Below are 18,468 nucleotides of genomic sequence, written 5' to 3'. Positions count from 1 at the left end.
AACTCCTTCACCTGGGCCTGAAGCGCCCGGTATTCGGAAGCCGGAACGACCTCCTCTTCGGCGGCCGTCGCCGTCAGTGCCCCTTGGGACGCCAGCTTTCGCCATGCGAACAACTGGTTCGGCTGAATGCCGTGCCGCCGGGCAACGATGCTCACCGTCGCGTCCGCCTCGTAGGTCTCTTGAATGATGGCCAGCTTCTCCGCCGTGCTCCAGCGCCGTCGCCGTTCCGGACCCGAAAGGACTTCCATCTTAAAATTGCTGCTAGTCATATTACCAACATTACTCCTACCCACTTAGCTAAGTGGGGGAGCATGTCCGGGCCTTTCGGGGGCTAATTCAGGCAAGACCCCGACCGCCACCTACAGCGCTTACTGCAATCACGCGTTAACCGTCACGCGAGGCGATCACGGCGAACGACAAAACAGCCATCGATGTCATCTATCGCCACGACTCCGAGGAGCGCCATGTCCTGATGGATTTCCGATTTTAGGATGTCGATAGCTTTACGGATAGCTGGACTGCCGGCGACAACCGCTGCGTAGAGGAAGGGCCGCCCGACAAAAGGATCGTCACGAATGTCATTGCCGAGATCGACACGATCACAGCGGTCGACGCCTGCGTGGTCAATGGACTCGGAGTTTTCAATCGCGCCCTGGAGCGCCTTAAAAGAAGCCGGCGGCGAGGTGGTTGCGGTGCCCTTTGGCGAGCCGCCAATCTACCGCCAGATCTGCCTTATAGAGCGCCGGGCCAGTCCTCGAGCAGCGGTCATCGACCGGCTTCACCAACACCTAGTCAGTTTCAGCGGGGAATTCGGGCGTACTCGATGACGGATGTCGCTCGATCAAACGCAGCGGCTGATTTATGGGCGAACGCGGGATTGCGTAGCTCCCCCCAGATTTAGCGCCAGGCGTCCTCCGCGCCGCGCGGCCAGAACCAGTTCGCGCGCGGCTTGACCGGTCAAAAGGGTCGCCGCAGCACAGCACAGCGCCGGCCAGCCGAGGGGGATTGGGACTGGGACCACCGCCGGCAAGCCGCTCCGCTGAATTGCGGAATGGCGACGATTTCCCGGCCTGGGTGTCCGCTTCCGATCTCCGCGCATTGCAAACGGTTTGCGCGGATAGTCGCGCGGCGTTCCGGTCGATCGATTATCCGATCTTCTGTAACGTTTTATACGATTCACGACCTCGCTAGCGACTGTTGAATGTCCACACTCTGGAAACACCTGCCAAGCTTGAAGTTTAGATCTAACTAATATCTACTGGCTGGAATTGTACTATGCACGGCTCCAAGCTCTTGATCATGGGATGGCTTTGCTGAGGATGCTTCATGTTTTTGATCCGCACCGATCTCGATGAAGCCGTTCAAAAATGGCGCGACATCATATTCACATCCTTACCATCTGACCGACTTGGCGCGTACGTCGCTTTGCGCAAACACGATCTGACGATCGAACTTCACGACGTCGACGAGGAAAGCGATCTTCTCGTCTTTGCCTCCGATGGCGAAGCGTTGGCCGAACGATTTCGTTTGGCTTATCCCTATGTCGCTACATATGCAGGGAATCCCGGCTATCCGCTAGAATATCTAGTTTGGCTTTCATTTCACATGCCAGCAAACTTCGATCGGCTAGGTGTCCTCGAAGTAAGCGCGACTTATGAGGATCAAGGCGGCGAAATCGAAACATGTCTGCCGTTGCGATGGGCTTCTCGCATCAGACCGACCTTGAAGAATTCATAGATCGGTTTGACGGTCAGGACCTGAGCCAGGATCCACACTTCGGCCACGAGGTGTATGTTGCCGAAGTCAGAGGCCCTCTCCATCCCCCGGGAGTTCACCGATGATGCCGCCTCCGCTGGACGACGGCTGGCCGATCGTGAAATCTTGCAATAGCCCTGAGGTTGCTGCGTAACTCGAATTGCTTAGCCAGGCCCCCTAAAAATCCATTGCTTTTGAGCACCCCACTTGCAACAATATACCTGTAATTGCGCAACCACAAAGCACACGTTAAAAATGAGATTCGTGCTGGTCTTATTGCCGCGCAATTCCTCCATTTATCGAACGCGCACCTTGATTAAGCCTCCGCCCGTCGCGGAGGCTTAATCATCCATAGGGGGCCGACGTCCCTGACGAAGGTTTTGCGTCAGTCCCTATAGGCCGATCCCTCGCCGAGCTTGCTTCTGTCCGCAGTTCGAGCTGGGCCGCTGCTCAATAGAACTGCTGAGGGGACGTCGATCCCTTCTACTTTGCGGTGGATCCCTTTTCATCACGGAGCCGTTTGTGATCGCGTCAAAAGGCGCACCCCAAATGCCGCCGGCACCCGGCACTCACGACCGATCATCGACGATTGACCTTGCCCCAATGTCCTAGCCAGTTTTGAGTTCGCTCCAGCGGAAGCGGCGCAACCGGCCGCAGAAGTTTACCTGGTGGTTCGGGTGGCCTTTGCCTTGCCAATGTGGGTACCGGTCCAGATGTCTATGAGAAGTGGTCCGCCTACAAGCCAGCCCCAATTCCCGGCCCAGCAACGAGCGGTGCATTGCGTGGGTTCGCCGAAGATGTAGCCACATTCAAACTGTTAGCGCCTGGTCAGCCGCGAGCGCGCTCGGGCGCAGATATTTTTTCACCCAGCCACACGATTCCCACGTTGACAGTTATCAACATGTCGTCCAACATAAATATACAACGTCTTCTAATGTTGGACAATAGGAAAAAGGAAGAAATTTCGAATGGCAGTCCGCCCCCTTTCATCCGTGCTGAAGACACTTGCTGCATTCGACTGTGTCGCGGCCGCCGCGGAACCGATGCGGCTGGCCGAGGTCGCCAAGCAGCTCGGAGAAGCCCGAGGCGCTGCCCACCAGCGCCTCGTCACGCTGGTCGAAGCGGGCTGGATCGAGCAGACGCAGGACGGTCGCTACCGGCTGACACTGCGGGTCGTCAGTCACGCAGCGATGGCGTTGGAGCAGTCCAATCTCGGCGCGCGCTTTGCGGGGGTTCTCGAGGAAATGGTGACGCAGAGCGGTGAAACGGCTTCGCTTGCTGTCCTCGATGGCAAGGATGCGGTCATCGTTCGCCGGGTGGAATCGCGCGGTGTTCTTCGGGCCGACCTCAAGGTTGGTGCGCATCTGAGACTCGATCGCACGGCATTTGGCCGCGTCCTCGCTTCGCATGCACGCCCGGAAATCATCGAGCGCCTTCGGGTGCAGGGCGTGAGCCTGCCCGATGACGAGATGATGACGCTGGTTCGCCAGCAGGGATACGCAATTTCCGAAGTCGAGGGCCCGCGCACTGTCTCGGCTGTGGCCGCCCCGATCCTGGATGCGCAGGGCGAGTGCATTGGAGCACTGGCCCTTTCGGGCCCGTTCCAAGGTTTTGACACTGAAAAATGCGCTGGGATCGTCGTCGCGGCAGCGGCGGCGAGCTCTGGGCGCATGCGAGGAGACCAATAAATGACTGCCCTTAGAAGACCTGCTCCGGAATCGGACACCCACCGCATCGCGCGGCTAATGCGTTCAGCCGGAGAAATGATGGCGCCCGAACGCCTGGCCGCGATCCAGCCGTCGCGTGTCAGCGCATCTCGCGCATTGCTCAGCCAGGCAATCCGCGATCGCTGGCAAATCCAGTGCAAGCGCTTCGAGATCGATCAGAAGGGCAACGGTGTCGCTGAATACCGCATCGATATTGGCGCATGGCGCTTCAGCTTTCCCGTCTATTCCTTTGAGCCCTCACCCCACGGCCGCACCGGCCGCATCATTGGCCGGGCCTGGGACATGATGGGCGCGCTGGTCGAAGGCGATATGAGCCGGGCCGATTTCGAGACGACGCGCGCTGAACTTCCCAAGCTCTATGAGGGACGCGCCACAGCCGGCACGCTCATTTGGTGCCGCTCCAACCGAAGCGGTCGCTTCTTCGAGAGTGCACGCCAGGCGCTTGCGTCAGGAAGGCAGCCGGACGTCGCTGAGCTGGCGCAGACCTGCTACCTCATGCGCAACACCGGTCTCGACGGCAACGGCACGTTTGGAACCAAGACATTCCTTGCCTTTGAAAAAGATCACCCCCTGCGCTGGTCGCTCGCCGCGCAAATGCTGTGCGCCTACATGATGCGCGTCTTTGCCCAGGACCTGCTGCAGCATCTTGTCCGCCTCGGCTCGCCGCAGGCACCCGACATGGCCAAGGATCTTCGCCGCTTCCTCGGCGTCGGCAACGGCTCGGCTCTCGGCCTGATGCTCTTCGTCAACAACCACCCGCGGCTGATCGAACGCTGGCTCTTTATTCGCGAAGAGGCCATTGCGCGAGCCAAGGCGGTTCTTCCTGATGACTCTGGTTCTGAGATTGCCAAGCTGCTTGCCCTCGTCGACAAGGCGATCACTTTCCGCAGCCAGGACCGTGCGGCCTACGAGAACTTCACGCGCTCCGATGTGCTTGCTGAAGAGCTGCAGACCATCCGGCGCGCTGTCGCCGACCTTCTGCAACGCTGGCAGGCGGGCAACCGCTTCGAGGCAGAGCCCTTCGCAGAGCTTGCGGCCTCGCTTGAGGGCCGCGTGCACGCGGAGGCGATGGAAACCCTTCATTCGCTGCTGATCGAACTCGTGCCCGATGAAGCCGACGCCCTGGTCGGGGGCCTGGTCATCGATGAGGAATTGACGGGGCGCCCGGAGATGCCGGTCCACCGGCTGCGCGACCTGGTTCGCAATGACTATGCATGGGCGTTCAATCTTAAACTCGAGGTGCCGGCCGGCGAGCGCTACGTCTGGTACAAGTCAGTGACCGCGGAAGAACCGCGTCGCGGCCTTGCAACGGAGGTCGGTCACGATGTCGTCAATCTCGGCCTCGACCTGCCACGTCTCGTGGTGGCGCTGGACCGCGACCTTTCTGCGGTTGACCCCAACCTCAGCACGGCGCGCTTCTTGTTCGCCCATCCGCAGCACCGCGCCATCGTCACCCGCGTCCAGGCGCTTGCCGGCACCAGCCTGCATTCGCCGCACGCCGACATCATGAGCGGCTCGTTTACGCCAGCCCATATCACCCGCCTTCTCAATGTCGGCATTCACGGCATCGACAAGACACGCGACTTCCTCGACCGCAACCTGCGCGGCGTCCTGTTTCATGGCGCGCCTCTTCCCGAAGACATTGCTTCTGGAAACGCCGACGCGCTGTGGTTTTATCCTGCGGAGCCAAGCCTGTGAGCACCTGCCAGTCCAACCTTTCGAACTCGATGACTGTGAGCCTGCGCGAGATGCGCATGGTGTTCGAGCGTCTCCTCCAGGTCACTCGCATCGAAAGCGGCCTCGTCCCGGCCCTTAGGGATTGTGCCGTCTACTCTGCGGCCCTCGGTCTTGGCGGCTTTTCGCGTCTGACCGCAACGCTCGAGACGATCAGCAAGGCCACCCCAAAGGCCCTGTCACTCGACGTATCGGGCGACCCCGTCATCGACTGTGGCGGCCAGCATGCCTGGCTCGCCGCCGATGCCGCGCTCGAGCTCGCGGTCGAAAACATGAAGACAGGCGGCAGCGGCGTTGTCACCGTGCGTAACGCCAAAGACATCGGCGAACTCAAAGTCATCGAGGCACTGGCGCAGCGCTTCAGCCTGAAGGCAACAGTCGCCGTCGACGTCGACCGCGCGGCTATCGCCGTCACACAAGCGCCTGATCCCGATGAAATCGCCCTTCTCGACAAGATCCGCCGCAATGGCGTTGCCGTCGACGCCGCGACTTGGTGGGAACTCTACCATCGCTCGGCGGAAGCCCTTGCGCCCGACAGCTATCTTTCGCGTCGCCATGCCGGCCCGATCATCGTCGAGGCCGACGGCAAGGTCATCGGCCGCCAGGACGAAGACGAGACCGATTTTTCCCTGCTTCTGGCCGACGCGCCCAAGAGCGCTGCTTCCGGCAAACACTGAATGGAATAACCATGATCATCGATGCTCTGCAATGCGGCCACTTTGACCGCTCGTCCTTCCAGGCCCTGAAACGCGGCGGCTACAGCGCCGTCACCCCGACGCTCGGCTTCTGGGAGGGGACAATGGAATCGCTCGATTCCCTTGCCCGCTGGCGCGACATGGAGCGTGAGAACGCCGACATCATCCTGATCGCCCGCACCGCCGCCGATATCGAGCGCGCCGAGCAGGAAGGAAAGCTCGCTGTTGTGCTCGGCTATCAGAACTCCAATCTCTTCGAAGACCGCATCGCCTATGTGGAGTTCTTTGCCGAACTTGGTGTGCGCGTTGTCCAGCTCACCTACAACAACCAGAACGAACTCGGTGGGTCCTGCTACGAGGAAAATGACAGCGGCCTGGCCCGGTTCGGCCGGGACGTCGTGCGCGAAATGAACCGGGTCGGCATACTGGTCGATCTGTCGCATGTCGGCGACAAGACGACGCTGGACGCGATCGAATGGTCGCAAAAGCCCGTGGCCATCACTCATGCCAACGCCGCCTCGCTCTTTGAGCACAAGCGCAACAAGTCCGACCGCGTAATCAAGGCGCTTGCCGCACGCGGTGGTGTGATCGGCTGCGTTGCCTACCGCAACATCACGCCCGACAGCGCCTGCGCCACGGTCGACGGCTGGTGCGAGATGGTGGCCCGCACGGTCGATATCGCCGGCATCGACCACGTCGGCATCGGCACCGACATTTCCCACAACCACACCCAGCGTGACTACGACTGGATGCGAAAGGGCCGCTGGACACGATCCGTTCAGTACGGCGCGGGTTCGGCGGCAACGCCTGGTGCGGTGCCGAAGCCGGAATGGCTACTCAAACCGGAAAACCTTCAGGACGTGGCGCCGGCGCTCCTTCGGGTCGGTTTCAATCAGGAAGAGGCGAACAAGATCCTCAGAGACAACTGGCTGCGTCTTTACGGCGAGGTCTTCCGCGCCGACTGACCGGTTACGGAAACGAATTTCCAACGAAAGAAGGGCCGCCGCCAGGCTCGCGAGCGGCCACGGGGAACAGCAATCAACGACCGTTCGACTAAGGAGAACAACGAATGGACACGTTCAAGAAAGCATCGGCAATACCGGTGTCGCGACGCGCAGTGCTCGGTGCTGGTCTTTTTGGGGCCGCCATCCTTGCCTCACCCCTCGTGCGCCGCGCAAGTGCTGCGGACAATGTACTTTATGTCAACACCTGGGGCGGCGACTGGGAAGCTTCCGTTAAGAAGTTCCTCTTCGATCCGTTCACGGCCGACACCGGCATCGAGATCCGCACAGTCTCGCCGATCTCGTTTGCCAAGCTCGCCGCGCAGAAGACGACCGGCGTCTTTGAGTTTGACGTCACGACGCTGGGCGTCGCCGACGTCGCTCGTGCGAATGCAGCCGGCCTCTTGGAAACGCTCGGAGACCATGTCGATGCGTCCAAACTTTGGCAGGGCGCCATCTATGAAAACGGCCTGTCGACCCACGGATTTGCCACGCAGCTCGCGTTCAACAAGACGAAGTACCCGGATGGTCTGAAGAACTGGGCCGACTTCTTCAACGTCGAGAAATTCCCGGGCAACCGCAGCCTGCAGCGCCACGCCGCCCGCGTACTCGCCATCGCCCTGCTCGCCGACGGCGTTTCCCCGGACCAACTGTTCCCTTATGATCTCGACCGTGCCTTCGCCTCGCTCGACAAGGTCAAGGACAACGTGCGTGTCTGGTGGACAGCAGGCCCGCAGGCCCGCCAGATCCTGACCGACGGCGAGGTCGACATGGCCGGCCTTTGGGACAGCGATGCCGCCGGCGCCAAGAAGGCTTCCAAGGAGCCGATCGAGATCGTCTGGGATCAGGCGATTGTCGACCAGGCATGCTGGATCGTCGCCAAGGATAGCCCGCGTGCCGAAAACGGCTTCAAGCTGATCAGCCATATCGGCCAGAATGCAGAAGGGCTCGCGAAGTTCTGCATCGCCGACCAGAATGGCCCGATGAACCCGAAATCGTTCGATTTCATTCCACCTGAGGTGGCCAAGACCATGCCGACCTATCCCGATCACCTCGCCCGCGCCGTCATGCTCGATGGCGCCAAGCTGACGGCGCAGATCGACGAGCTGAGCAGCCGGTTCGAAAGCTGGGTCGGCCTTTGATGCAAGCCTCCCGGTTCCGTGAGAAACGGAACCGGGAGGATCTTAAGACAGGTGCATTGCCACGGGGGCGTCCCGACGCCACGGGCATGAAGATCGAGGTTTACCGATCAGGGTACTGAGGGAGCATTGACATGAAACAGAGATCGTTTTCGCCCATTGCGGAGGGGCCGATACCGCTGATGGCCCCGGCAGCGGTCTTCCTTGCGGTATTCTTCCTGGTGCCGCTTGCCTATGTGGGCTGGATGAGCATCTCGCAGCCGGTGGTCGGCCTGCAGAACTTCGGGCGGCTTCTGCATTCGAGCCTGTTTGCGTCCGTGCTCTATCAGACGTTCAGGACCGCCTTCCTGGTCACCGCTCTTGCGCTCCTCTTCGCCTATCCGCTCGCCTATGCTGCGGCCAACGGATCCAAACGCTTCGCCACCTTTCTCCTGACCGTGGTCGCCCTTTCTTTCTGGACGAGCTATCTCGTGCGCACCTATGCCTGGATGGTCATTCTCGGCAATCAGGGGCCGGTCACGGCACTCCTTACCTGGCTCGGCTTCGATCCTGCGCCGAAGCTACTCTTCACCACCTTCAGCGCAACGCTTGCCATGTCCCATGCGCTCATTCCTTTCATGACCATGTCGCTGTTCTCGGTCATGAAGCGCATCGATCCTCTCTATGTTCGCGCTGCGGAAAGCCTCGGCGCGAGCCCGCGTCGTGCCTTCCTCGCAGTCTATCTGCCGCTTTCGGCACCGGGCATCGTCAACGGTTGCACGCTCGTCTTCATCTCCTGCCTCGGCTTCTACGTGATGCCCGTGCTGCTCGGCAGTCCGCGCGACCAGATGATCGCAGGTATCATCGGCGACCAGATCGAACAGACACTCGACTTCGGGCTTGGCTCGGCAATCTCGATCGTGTTGCTCGGCCTGACGCTCGCAGTTTACGCGCTCTACAACCGCTTCTTCGGACTTGACCGGCTATGGGCAGGAGGTGGCCGATGAACCCCTTCGTTCGCGCGCTTGCGCTCCTCATCGCCTTTTTTGTCGCTGCACCGATGTTCATCGTCATCCCGATGTCGTTCAGCTCGGCTGCGTCGCTGACCTTCCCGCCGCCCGGCTACACGCTTGCCAACTACATCAACTTCTTCTCGGACCCCAACTGGACTGAGCCGCTCATCAACAGCGTCATCATCGGTCTTGGAACGGTACTGGTGACGCTCTGCCTTGCCATCCCCGCGTCCTTCGCACTGGTGCGGCATATCTTCCTCGGCCGTGAATTGTTCAATCTCCTGATCATGCTGCCTATGATCGTGCCGACTATCGTCATGGCGCTCGGCTACTACATGTACTTCGGTCAACTTCGCCTCGTGCAGAGTTACCTTGGCGTCATCCTCGCCCATAGCTGCATCGCCATGCCGATGGCGACCCTGATCCTGACGGCGGCACTCAAAGGGTTCGACCGGTCCGTCGAGCGGGCTGCCATGAACCTTGGCGCGTCGCCCTTCACGACATTCCGGTTGGTCACCTTCCCGATCCTGCGTCCCGCCTTCACCGTAGCCGGCCTCTTTGCCTTTATCGCTTCCTTCGACGAAGCGGTGATTGCGCTGTTTATCTCCGGCCGCGACAGGGCGACCTTGCCGCGCCAGATGTTCAACGCCGTCCGCCAGGAGGCAGACCCGACCATCTCGGCAGCATCCTCTTTCCTGTTTCTCCTCGTTCTGGCTGGCGTCTGCGTCTGGCTTGCGCCGCAATTTGTGCGTCGCCGGTCCGGGACCACACGTCAGCCGCTCGAAAACGGCGCCACCAACACCGCTGCGGCGGCATCCTGATCAAGGAGCACAGCCATGAACGCCCGTTCTCTCACACTCCGCAACGTCAACAAGAGCTACGACGGCAAGCATATGGCGGCCGACAACGTGTCGCTCGACATCAAGGCTGGCGAGTTCGTCTCCTTCCTTGGCCCCTCCGGCTCCGGCAAGACCACGACGCTGATGATGATTGCCGGCTTCCAGCATCCGACGAGCGGAGAAATCGGCCTCGGCGAACGCGCCATCGACAAGCTGCCGCCGCACAAGCGCAATATCGGCATGGTCTTCCAGAACTACGCCCTCTTCCCGCACATGACGATCGCCGACAACGTCGCCTTTCCCCTGCGCATGCGCGGCGTGGAAAAGGCCGAGAAAGAACGGCGGTCGCGGGAGGCACTGGCGAAGGTCGGCCTCCAGGGCTTCGAGAAGCGCATTCCCTCGGAACTATCCGGCGGACAGCAACAGCGTGTGGCCCTTGCCCGCGCACTCGTCTTTGAGCCCGATATCATTCTGCTCGACGAACCGCTCGGCGCGCTCGACAAGGCGCTTCGCGAGCACATGCAGGTGGAGTTGAAGCGCATCCACCGCGACCTCGGCGTCACCATGGTCTACGTCACCCACGACCAGTCGGAAGCCATGACAATGTCGGACCGGATCGCCGTCTTCAACGAGGGGCGCATCGAACAGGTCGGCACCCCAAACGAGATCTACTTCGCGCCGAAGACCCGCTTCGTCGCCTCCTTCATCGGCGACAGCAACATCCTCGCCGCTTCCTCGCTTGGCGATGGCCGCTACGAGACGCCAGTCGGCGTCGTCGACACCAAAGCCGCAGGCAGTGACCGCAACAGCAAAGCCGAATTGCTGTTGCGCCCGGAGATGATCCGCCTCGCCGACGGGGCGGATCCAAGCCGTCAGGCGATGAAGATCGACAGCACTATCAACTATGGTGACAACCTGCTGGTCATCGGCAAACTCGGCGCGCAAGCGATCCGCATGCGCGTGCCCGGCGTCGATGCACGAAGGCTTGACGGTGCTTCCGAGTGCCACGTCACCTGGCGCAGCGAAGATGTGCACGTCATCGCCTGACAATCGCAAAGCGCAATCAAGCATAGCCTGGAGCCTGCCATGAACGACCGTCCCAACTCCCTTCACGCCCTGGATCGGCAAAGCCTTATCCATCCCTACACCAACCTTGCGGTTCACCAGGAGGTGGGGCCGCATGTCATTACCGGTGGCGAAGGGATCTACGTCGTCGATGATCAGGGAAAGCGTTACATCGAAGGTCTTGCCGGCCTCTTCTGCGCCGGGCTCGGCTTCAGTGAACCGCGATTGGTGGAAGCGGCGACGCGCCAGTTAAAGACAATGCCCTTCTATCATTCCTTCGCCCACAAATCGACGGAACCGGGTATCCGCCTTGCAGAGAAGCTGCTCGAAATGGCGCCGGTACCCATGTCGAAGGTCTTCCTTGCCGGTTCCGGTTCCGAGGCGAACGACACAGCGATCAAGCTTGTCTGGTACTACAACAACGCGGTCGGACGGCCTGAGAAGAAGAAGATCATTTCGCGCCGCAAGGCCTATCACGGTGTGACGGTCGCGACCGCAAGCCTCACCGGCCTTCCGTTCAACCATCGCGACTTCGATCTGCCGATCGCCAATATTCTGCACACGGACTGCCCGCATTACTGGCGGTTTGCTGAACCCGGAGAGAGCGAGGAAGACTTCGCAACCAGGCTAGTCGGCAACCTCGAACAGATGATCCTTGAGGAAGGCCCGGAAACGGTGGCCGCCTTCTTCGCTGAACCGGTCATGGTATCCGGTGGAGTGATCACGCCGCCAAAGACCTATTTCGAGAAGCTCCAGACGGTTCTGAAAAAGTACGACATCCTTTTGGTGGCCGACGAAGTTATCTGTGGTTTCGGGCGTACCGGTAACATGTTCGGGTCGGAAACCTACGGGCTGAAACCGGACATGATCAGTTGCGCAAAGCAGCTTTCGGCCGCCTACATGCCGATCTCCGCGCTGATGATCAACGAGACGATCTCTGACGTCCTCCTCGACCAGAGCCGCAAGATCGGAACATTCTCGCATGGCTTTACTTATGGTGGTCATCCGGTCGCCGCGGCCGTGGCTCTGGAGGCCCTGACTATCTACCAGGAGGTAGACATCGTCTCCCACGTCCGCGCCGTCGGCCCGCGCTTTCAGGAGGGCATTCGAAAGCTTGGCGAACATCCGCTGATCGGTGAAGCCCGCGGTGTGGGTCTTGTCGCGGGCCTCGAATTCGTCAAGGACAAGGTAACGAAAGAGAACTTCCCACCTGCCTGGCAGGTCGCCAACCATGCCGGCAAGTTCGCAACCGAGCGCGGCGTCCTCACGCGTGGTCTTGGCGACATGGTGAGCCTGTGCCCGGCCATGATCATCAACGAGAAGCAGATCGACGATCTCATGGCACGCATGCAGCTTGCTCTCGACGACACGCTTTCGTGGGCGCGCAGCCAAGGCTACATCGCGTGATGCCGGAGATCGCCATGTCGACCACCCGGCCGCATTCCTATGGGCAGCTTGGCATGCTGATTGACGGCCGCTGGACCTATGAGACGGAGCGGCGGGACGCGGTCATCGATCCCGCCAGTGGCGCGGTCATCGGCTATTTGCCCTGCGCTTCCGACGCCGACCTCTCGGCCGCCGTCGCCTCCGCGCAGCGCGCATTCGAAAGCTGGAGCGAACGCTCAGCGCTCGACCGCGGGCAGATCCTGCGGCGTTTCGCCGATCTTGCCCGCAAGCACGCCGATGAGATCGGCCGCAGCATGGTGATGGACCAGGGCAAGCCGCTGGCGGAGGCAATCGGTGAGATCCGATTTGCCGCCGACCATGCCGATTGGCATGCGGAGGAAGCGCGGCGCATCTATGGTCGCCTTATCCCTTCGCGAGATCCACGTGTACAGCAGGCGGTCACGCGCGAACCCGTCGGCGTCTGCATCGCATTTACCCCTTGGAATTTCCCGTTTAGCCAGGCACTGCGCAAGGTCGTGGCAGCCTTGGCAAGCGGCTGCACGATAATCCTCAAAGGGCCGGCGGAATCGCCCTCCTCCACGGTCGCGATCGGCCGGCTTATGCAGGAGGCGGGTCTGCCGGACGGTTGCCTCAATATCGTCTGGGGATCGTCTTCACATATTTCTGAAACGCTGCTTTCGGCCCCCGAGGTGAAGAAGATCTCGTTCACGGGGTCCGTCGAAGTCGGCAAGCTGCTCGCTTCGCTCGCAGGCCGCCATATGAAGCGCTCCACGATGGAGCTTGGCGGCCACGCTCCGGCTATCGTCTTCGACGATGCCGACGTTGAAGCATCTGCCGACGCGCTTGCCGCGCAAAAGGTCCGCAATGCCGGACAGGTCTGCGTTTCGCCGACCCGCTTCTACGTTCAAACAGGAGCGTATGACCGTTTCCTAGCGCGCTTCGCCGACAAGGTGGCCGCCACGAAGGTTGGCTATGGCTTTGCCGAAGGAGTGCAGATGGGTCCGCTCTGCCACGCCCGCCGGGTCACGGCTATGGAAGGCTTCGTACAGGATGCCCGCGAACGGGGAGCGGAGATCGTGACCGGCGGCAGTCGCATCGGCGACGCCGGCTTTTTCTATGCGCCGACGGTGGTTGCCGGTGGTTCCGACGCGTTGCGGCTGATGAACGAGGAGCCCTTTGGACCCATTGCGGTCGTCACGCCTTTTTCTGGTTTTGACGACGTGATGCGGCGCGCCAACAGCCTTCCTTTCGGCCTTGCGTCCTACGTGTTCACCGCCTCCAGCAGTCAAGCCCAGCACGCCGCAAAAGCGCTTGCCGCCGGGATGGTCAGCATCAATCACTTCGGCCTGGCGCTACCCGAAACGCCTTTCGGTGGCATCAACGACAGCGGCTATGGTAGCGAAGGTGGGACTGAAACCTTTGACGGCTATCTCAACACGAAATTCGTGACCCGCTTCGACGCGCGGCCCGAATGAGCAGCCTTACTTTCTTGGAGAACAAAATGTTTGAAGCCATCGATACCGGATCAGACCCCTCAGACGCGCCAGTCAGCGAGGTCGTGCGCGCCGGCAATCTCGTCTGGTCGGTCCATATTTCCGAAGACCCGGTGAATGGCGACCTCGTCACAGGTGACATCGAAACCCAGACGCGCCGAACGCTTGGAAATCTCGACATCGCGATCCGTGCTGCGGGCGGCACGCTGGCCGATGTCGTGCAGGTTCAGGTTTTCCTCACTGAAAGATCGGACGCACCAGGAATGAACAAGGTCTACGCCGAGTTCTTCAAGGAGCCCTATCCGGTGCGTGCGACCGTGGTGGTAAAGGAGCTTTTGGCCGAAGGCCTTCGCATCGAAATCCTTGCCCACGCCGTTCTCGGCAACAGAGCTTAGAGTGGCCGATCATGTTTGAGAAAGTCGAAACCGGTATCGCTTCGTCAAAGGCGCCTTTGAGCGCTACGGTCAAGGCAGGCCGCATCGTGCGATCCGCGCATATTGCAAAGAATCCGACGACGGGCGAACCCATTACCGGTGACATCGAGACACAGGCACGCCAGGTGTTCCTGAACCTCCAACAGGCGCTCGAAGCGGCCGGCGGAACACTTGCCGATGTTGTGCAGATCCAGGCCTATCTCACGGATAAGTCGGATGCAGGCGGCATGAATAGGATTTACCGGGAGTTCTTTACTGCACCTTATCCGGTTCGTGCCACCGTCGTAGTCGATCTTCTCTCCAGCGGAATACGCCTTGAGGTACTCGCAACGGCTGTCCTTTCCTCCTCGGCGTGACGATGGTGTCTCGCCTGTTTGGCGCTGTCTGTCCAAAAGAGATAGAAGACGGCAACCGGCGGCACCGGCCTCTACCGAGAAAAGGGACCTGGTCCCTAACCAAGTCTTTTTAACAATGACAGACATGCCACGAACGTATGTGGAAACGCCGCCTTCCGTTCCTTCTTCATCCGTTGATTGGCTTCCACCACAGAGCGCTCATGCGTGATGTGCCGGTGGCGACCGAGAAGGAGATTGGAGACGAGGCGGCTCGGGTGACCGGTTCGTCCAAGTCATTCGACACGCCAGAATTCATGAAGGGCAAGTTCAGGGTCCGCGCCGGGGCGGCGCAAGGCGGCACCTACGGCAACTCAGTGCGAGAGGCGCTAGACGTGATCTATGCCCTCGACGGAAGCCGGCTCAAACCTTTGACGGTGCGGTTGCGCCGCAGAACAGGTGGGCTGAGGTTTTTGAGCAGGGGTCTTGCGGCGGCCGCTCCGAACCAAACGGTTCCCCACGAACACGAGGGGAGCATTGCGCTCCCCTCCCCGATGTCGTCACATCAGGCCTGACCAGGCCGATTGATGCTCAGGAAGTGTCGAACCACTGGCTTCTCCGGGCCTTTGTGATAGGTCAGAACCTTGCCCTGCAAGTCTGCGTCGGCGTTGGAAACCCGCTGATGCTGGCGAAGGTGTTCCGCCCAGGATTCCACCATGAACCACTCAACCATCTTTTCCGGGTCGGCGGAGTCTTCGGTCACGCCCCAGCCATAGGCACCATCGCGGCGACGTTCCTGGGAGAGCGTGTCGAGCGCATGGAGGAAGGCGCGGCGGTGATGTTTTTCGACCTGGTACTCGATCAGGATCAGGACGGGACCACGGTCATGAGCGACAGGTTCGGCAACAAGCGGTTCCGGCCAATGGTTCGAAGGCACCAAATCCACATCGCCGGCTGGCAGCTTCAGTCGGTGCATGATGAAGCCGGCGGCAAGCAGTCCGGCAGCGCCGATCAGCAGCGTCCCCTGGATACCCGCTGCTTCGCCAACTGCACCCCAGCCAAGGCTGCCGGCGGTCATCGCCCCGTTGAAAACGGTGAGGTAGACCGCGAGACCGCGACCACGCACCCAGTTGGGGAGAACGGCCTGTGCTGCGCCATTGAGGGTTGTCAGCGCGGTGATCCATGCGCCACCGAGGAACAGAAGGGCGATGATGGCAACCCACTTCGGGAGGGAAAGCGAAAGTACGGCCATGACGATCGCGGTGACAACGGCCGCCCCGAGCAACAGTCCATCGGCGCTCAGCCGGTCACGCAGCTTCGGCATGACCAATGCTCCTGCGATCGCACCGGCACCGACAGCGCCGAGCAGAATGCCGTAGAAGCTTGCGTCCCCACCCAGGAGTTGGCGGGCGACCAGCGGCAAAAGTGCCCAGACCGCGCTCGCAAAGGCAAAAAAGATCGCGGCACGCAGCAGGACGACATGCAGTGGACGACTGGCGCGGGTGTAGCGGAGACCGGCACGGAATGCGCCAAAGAAGTTTTCAGACAACGCATCGTTGGCGCTTTTTGCCCGTGGCCACCAGAGAAGCGCGGCGATGACGATGATGTAGCTGGCCACGTCGGCACCATAGGTGACGCCTGCGCCAAACGCGGCAAGCAAAAGTCCGCCTGCCGCGGGGCCGATCGATCGTGCGATATTGATCCCGAGTGAGTTCAGCGCCACGGCGCTTTTGACGTCTTCTCGCTTGACCAGTTCTGGAACGATCGCCTGCCAGGTCGGCCCCATCAGTGCGGCACCGATGCCGCCGAGGAAGGTCAGACCGATCAGTGCGCTGACGGAGAGCATTCCGGTCTGCGCCAGAACCATCAAACTGATACTGACGGAGGCAAGCAAGATCTGAACAGCAATCAGGAACTTGCGCCGATCGAGGATGTCGGTGAGCACACCGGCCGGGATGGCGAGCAGGAAAATAGGCAAGGTTCCCGCCGCCTGCACCATCGCAACTGCGGCAGTTGAAGCGGACAGGTCAGTCATGAGCCACGAGCTGGCAACGTCACGCATGAAGCTGCCGGTATTGCCCAGGACTGTGGCCGTCCAAAGGACCGCGAAAACCGGTTGAGCCAGGGGAGCGAAGCTTCCGCCGACAGATTTTTTGTCGCTCATTTGCGATCTCCTTTTGTCAGATCGATTGCGGCGACAATGACGAATGCGCCGGCGAGGCCGAGATGCTCGAAGAAGGCATTGCCGGCCATCGTGCGATCCATGCCCGGTGCCATTTCCCAGAAGCGAAGGGCAATGAAGGTTGCAAGAAGAGTGAACCCCGCGAGTGACAGCGCGCCAGCCCAACGCAGGATGCCTGATACCACCATGGCCGAAGCCGCAAGCTCAAAGCCGATGACAGCAACCGCGAAGAACGCCGGCGGATGAAGACCGAGATGCGCCATCTCGGCGATCGCGCCATCAAAGTCGAAGATCTTGGCAAGCGGCCCCTGAATGTAGGCGGCGCAAAGGGCAAGCAGCGCCGCGGTCCGCATTGCGGGAGCCGCGATGACTTCGGCAAAATGCCCACGGATTGAAGAGGTCGGGTGATGGATCATTTTTGCTCCTGCGATCGTCGCTGTCTCTGAAACCGGCTATGTGGTTCGTCTGATAGAGCGATATTGACCGGGAAGTTCCCTACCAACAATTGCATCAATATTTGCTATTTAATTGCATTTTTCGCAACAATAGAAGCGCATTGCATGTGCTCCAGCCAAACACCAAAACGGGCAGCGACCGAGCTGCCCGTTTTGGTGTTCATGCATGATTTGCGTGCCTTCACACCGCCCAGCAGGAGCATCCAAGCGCGCCGAAGAAACCCTTAAGGTCGGCGATCGGCAGTTTCGACGTCCAGGCGCCGGCATGATCGTGGCCATGGACGCCGCAATCGCTGGCGCAGCCGCACGACGTGATCGCGGTGCGCCGGAGCGAGCGCTTTCCGGCGCCCTCGGGCTCACCCCAGGCGGCATAACCGCCGAAGGTGCGGACCGGCGACCAGTCGGGCATTGCCGGCGGCACCTTGTTCTCGTCGTGAGAGGCAAATTCGCCGGCCGCATAGACGATCTTGCCGCCGACCATCGTGAGCTCTGACGTGAGGAAGGAAATCTCGTCCTCGGCGCAGTTGAAAAAATCCTTGTTCGGCACGATGAGGTCGGCGAACTGCCCTTTCTCAATCCGGCCTTTCTTGCCTTCCTCGTTTGAAAACCACTGCACCTTCTCGGTCCACATCCGAAGCGCCGTCTCGCGATCGAGGCAGTTGGCGCGCGGGTAGAGCTGCAGGCCGCCGACAGTCTTGCCGGTCACCATCCACGACAGCGAAACCCAGGGGTTGTAGGATGCGACGCGGGTCGCATCGGTGCCGGCGGAGACGTTGACGCCCTTTGCCAGCATCTTGGCCACCGGCGGCGTCGCTTCAGCGACACCATGGCCGTAGCGCTCGACGAAGTACTCGCCCTGATAGGCCATGCGGTGCTGCACGGCGATGCCGCCGCCAAGGGCGGCGATCCGGTCGATCGAGCGGTCAGAGATCGTCTCCGCATGGTCGAAGAACCAGTTGATGCCCTCAAGCGGGATATCCTGGTTGACCTTCTCGAAGACGTCGAGCGCACGGGTGATCGTCTCGTCATAGGTGGCATGCAGTCGCCAGGGCCAGCGGTTCTCCGCAAGAATGCGCACGACCTCTTCGAGTTCGCCCTCCATCTCCGGCGGCATGTCCGGGCGCGGCTCGCGGAAGTCCTCGAAGTCGGCGGCGGAAAACACCAGCATCTCGCCGGCACCGTTGTGGCGGAAATAGTCGTTACCCTGCTTGTACTTGA

Annotated in this window: 19 protein-coding genes; 14 read left to right on the top strand and 5 right to left on the bottom strand. The window is 60.8% G+C overall.

Annotation, left to right across the window (positions count from 1 at the left end; all coding sequences use genetic code 11):
* Both BLU15_RS38095 and BLU15_RS40760 read right to left on the bottom strand, forming a co-directional pair.
* On the bottom strand, positions 1-269 hold a 269-nt coding region (locus BLU15_RS38095; RefSeq protein ID WP_143034363.1), incomplete at its 3' end, for a transposase.
* A gap of 122 nt (positions 270-391) precedes the next feature.
* On the bottom strand, positions 392-577 hold the full coding sequence (locus tag BLU15_RS40760) for an alpha-hydroxy-acid oxidizing protein (RefSeq protein WP_256386731.1): 186 nt from the start codon (positions 575-577) through the stop codon (positions 392-394).
* A gap of 749 nt (positions 578-1,326) precedes the next feature.
* On the opposite strand from BLU15_RS40760, the gene BLU15_RS38085 reads away from it, so the two are divergent.
* The 14 genes from BLU15_RS38085 (at position 1,327) to BLU15_RS40530 (ending at position 15,188) form a co-directional block, all read left to right on the top strand.
* Complete coding sequence (locus tag BLU15_RS38085; protein ID WP_090302464.1) at positions 1,327-1,737, top strand: hypothetical protein; 411 nt, start codon at positions 1,327-1,329, stop codon at positions 1,735-1,737.
* 986 nt (positions 1,738-2,723) lie between these two features.
* Positions 2,724-3,443: an IclR family transcriptional regulator gene (locus tag BLU15_RS38080; RefSeq protein WP_029742651.1), complete on the top strand. Its 720-nt coding sequence runs from the start codon at positions 2,724-2,726 to the stop codon at positions 3,441-3,443.
* Positions 3,444-5,180, top strand: coding sequence for a hypothetical protein (locus tag BLU15_RS38075; RefSeq protein WP_090302463.1), 1,737 nt, complete (start codon positions 3,444-3,446; stop codon positions 5,178-5,180).
* The gene (locus BLU15_RS38070) at positions 5,177-5,893 is read left to right on the top strand and encodes a hypothetical protein (protein WP_034802081.1); all 717 of its coding nucleotides are present in this window, start codon (positions 5,177-5,179) and stop codon (positions 5,891-5,893) included. The genes BLU15_RS38075 and BLU15_RS38070 overlap by 4 nt, the downstream gene beginning before the upstream one ends.
* An 11-nt stretch (positions 5,894-5,904) precedes the next feature.
* Entirely contained in the window at positions 5,905-6,876 is a 972-nt protein-coding gene (locus BLU15_RS38065) for a membrane dipeptidase (RefSeq protein WP_090302462.1), read from the top strand.
* A gap of 104 nt (positions 6,877-6,980) precedes the next feature.
* Entirely contained in the window at positions 6,981-8,054 is a 1,074-nt protein-coding gene (locus BLU15_RS38060) for an extracellular solute-binding protein (RefSeq protein ID WP_090302460.1), read from the top strand.
* Between the two features lie 131 nt (positions 8,055-8,185).
* On the top strand, positions 8,186-9,037 hold the full coding sequence (locus BLU15_RS38055; RefSeq protein ID WP_090302458.1) for an ABC transporter permease: 852 nt from the start codon (positions 8,186-8,188) through the stop codon (positions 9,035-9,037).
* A complete protein-coding gene (locus BLU15_RS38050) occupies positions 9,034-9,864 on the top strand; it encodes an ABC transporter permease (protein ID WP_029742658.1) in 831 nt (276 codons plus the stop codon). Before BLU15_RS38055 ends, BLU15_RS38050 begins: the two co-directional genes overlap by 4 nt.
* Positions 9,865-9,879: 15 nt before the next feature.
* Positions 9,880-10,929 (top strand): ABC transporter ATP-binding protein, encoded by a 1,050-nt coding sequence (locus BLU15_RS38045; protein ID WP_090302456.1) that lies wholly within the window; start codon positions 9,880-9,882, stop codon positions 10,927-10,929.
* A 39-nt stretch (positions 10,930-10,968) separates the two neighbouring features.
* Positions 10,969-12,354: an aspartate aminotransferase family protein gene (locus BLU15_RS38040; protein ID WP_090302454.1), complete on the top strand. Its 1,386-nt coding sequence runs from the start codon at positions 10,969-10,971 to the stop codon at positions 12,352-12,354.
* 14 nt (positions 12,355-12,368) lie between these two features.
* Positions 12,369-13,829: an NAD-dependent succinate-semialdehyde dehydrogenase gene (locus BLU15_RS38035; RefSeq protein WP_162741322.1), complete on the top strand. Its 1,461-nt coding sequence runs from the start codon at positions 12,369-12,371 to the stop codon at positions 13,827-13,829.
* A gap of 26 nt (positions 13,830-13,855) precedes the next feature.
* Positions 13,856-14,242, top strand: coding sequence for a RidA family protein (locus tag BLU15_RS38030; protein ID WP_029742662.1), 387 nt, complete (start codon positions 13,856-13,858; stop codon positions 14,240-14,242).
* Positions 14,243-14,253: 11 nt separating this feature from the next.
* Positions 14,254-14,637, top strand: coding sequence for a RidA family protein (locus BLU15_RS38025; protein ID WP_090302450.1), 384 nt, complete (start codon positions 14,254-14,256; stop codon positions 14,635-14,637).
* Positions 14,638-14,837: 200 nt separating this feature from the next.
* Positions 14,838-15,188, top strand: coding sequence for a hypothetical protein (locus BLU15_RS40530; protein ID WP_244546958.1), 351 nt, complete (start codon positions 14,838-14,840; stop codon positions 15,186-15,188).
* On the opposite strand, the gene BLU15_RS38015 is transcribed toward BLU15_RS40530, so the two are convergent.
* From BLU15_RS38015 to BLU15_RS38005, 3 genes are all read right to left on the bottom strand, one after another.
* The gene (locus tag BLU15_RS38015) at positions 15,179-16,777 is read right to left on the bottom strand and encodes an MFS transporter (protein ID WP_029742665.1); all 1,599 of its coding nucleotides are present in this window, start codon (positions 16,775-16,777) and stop codon (positions 15,179-15,181) included. The genes BLU15_RS40530 and BLU15_RS38015 overlap by 10 nt on opposite strands.
* A complete protein-coding gene (locus tag BLU15_RS38010; protein ID WP_090302448.1) occupies positions 16,774-17,211 on the bottom strand; it encodes a DoxX family protein in 438 nt (145 codons plus the stop codon). The genes BLU15_RS38015 and BLU15_RS38010 overlap by 4 nt, the downstream gene beginning before the upstream one ends.
* A gap of 220 nt (positions 17,212-17,431) precedes the next feature.
* On the bottom strand, positions 17,432-18,468 hold a 1,037-nt coding region (locus tag BLU15_RS38005), incomplete at its 5' end, for an amidohydrolase family protein (RefSeq protein WP_143034256.1).

The organism is Ensifer sp. YR511, from assembly GCF_900103045.1.
Lineage (GTDB): Bacteria > Pseudomonadota > Alphaproteobacteria > Rhizobiales > Rhizobiaceae > Ensifer > Ensifer adhaerens.
Note: the sequence above shows the minus strand (reverse complement) of the source record. Positions and strands in the feature narration are given on the sequence as shown.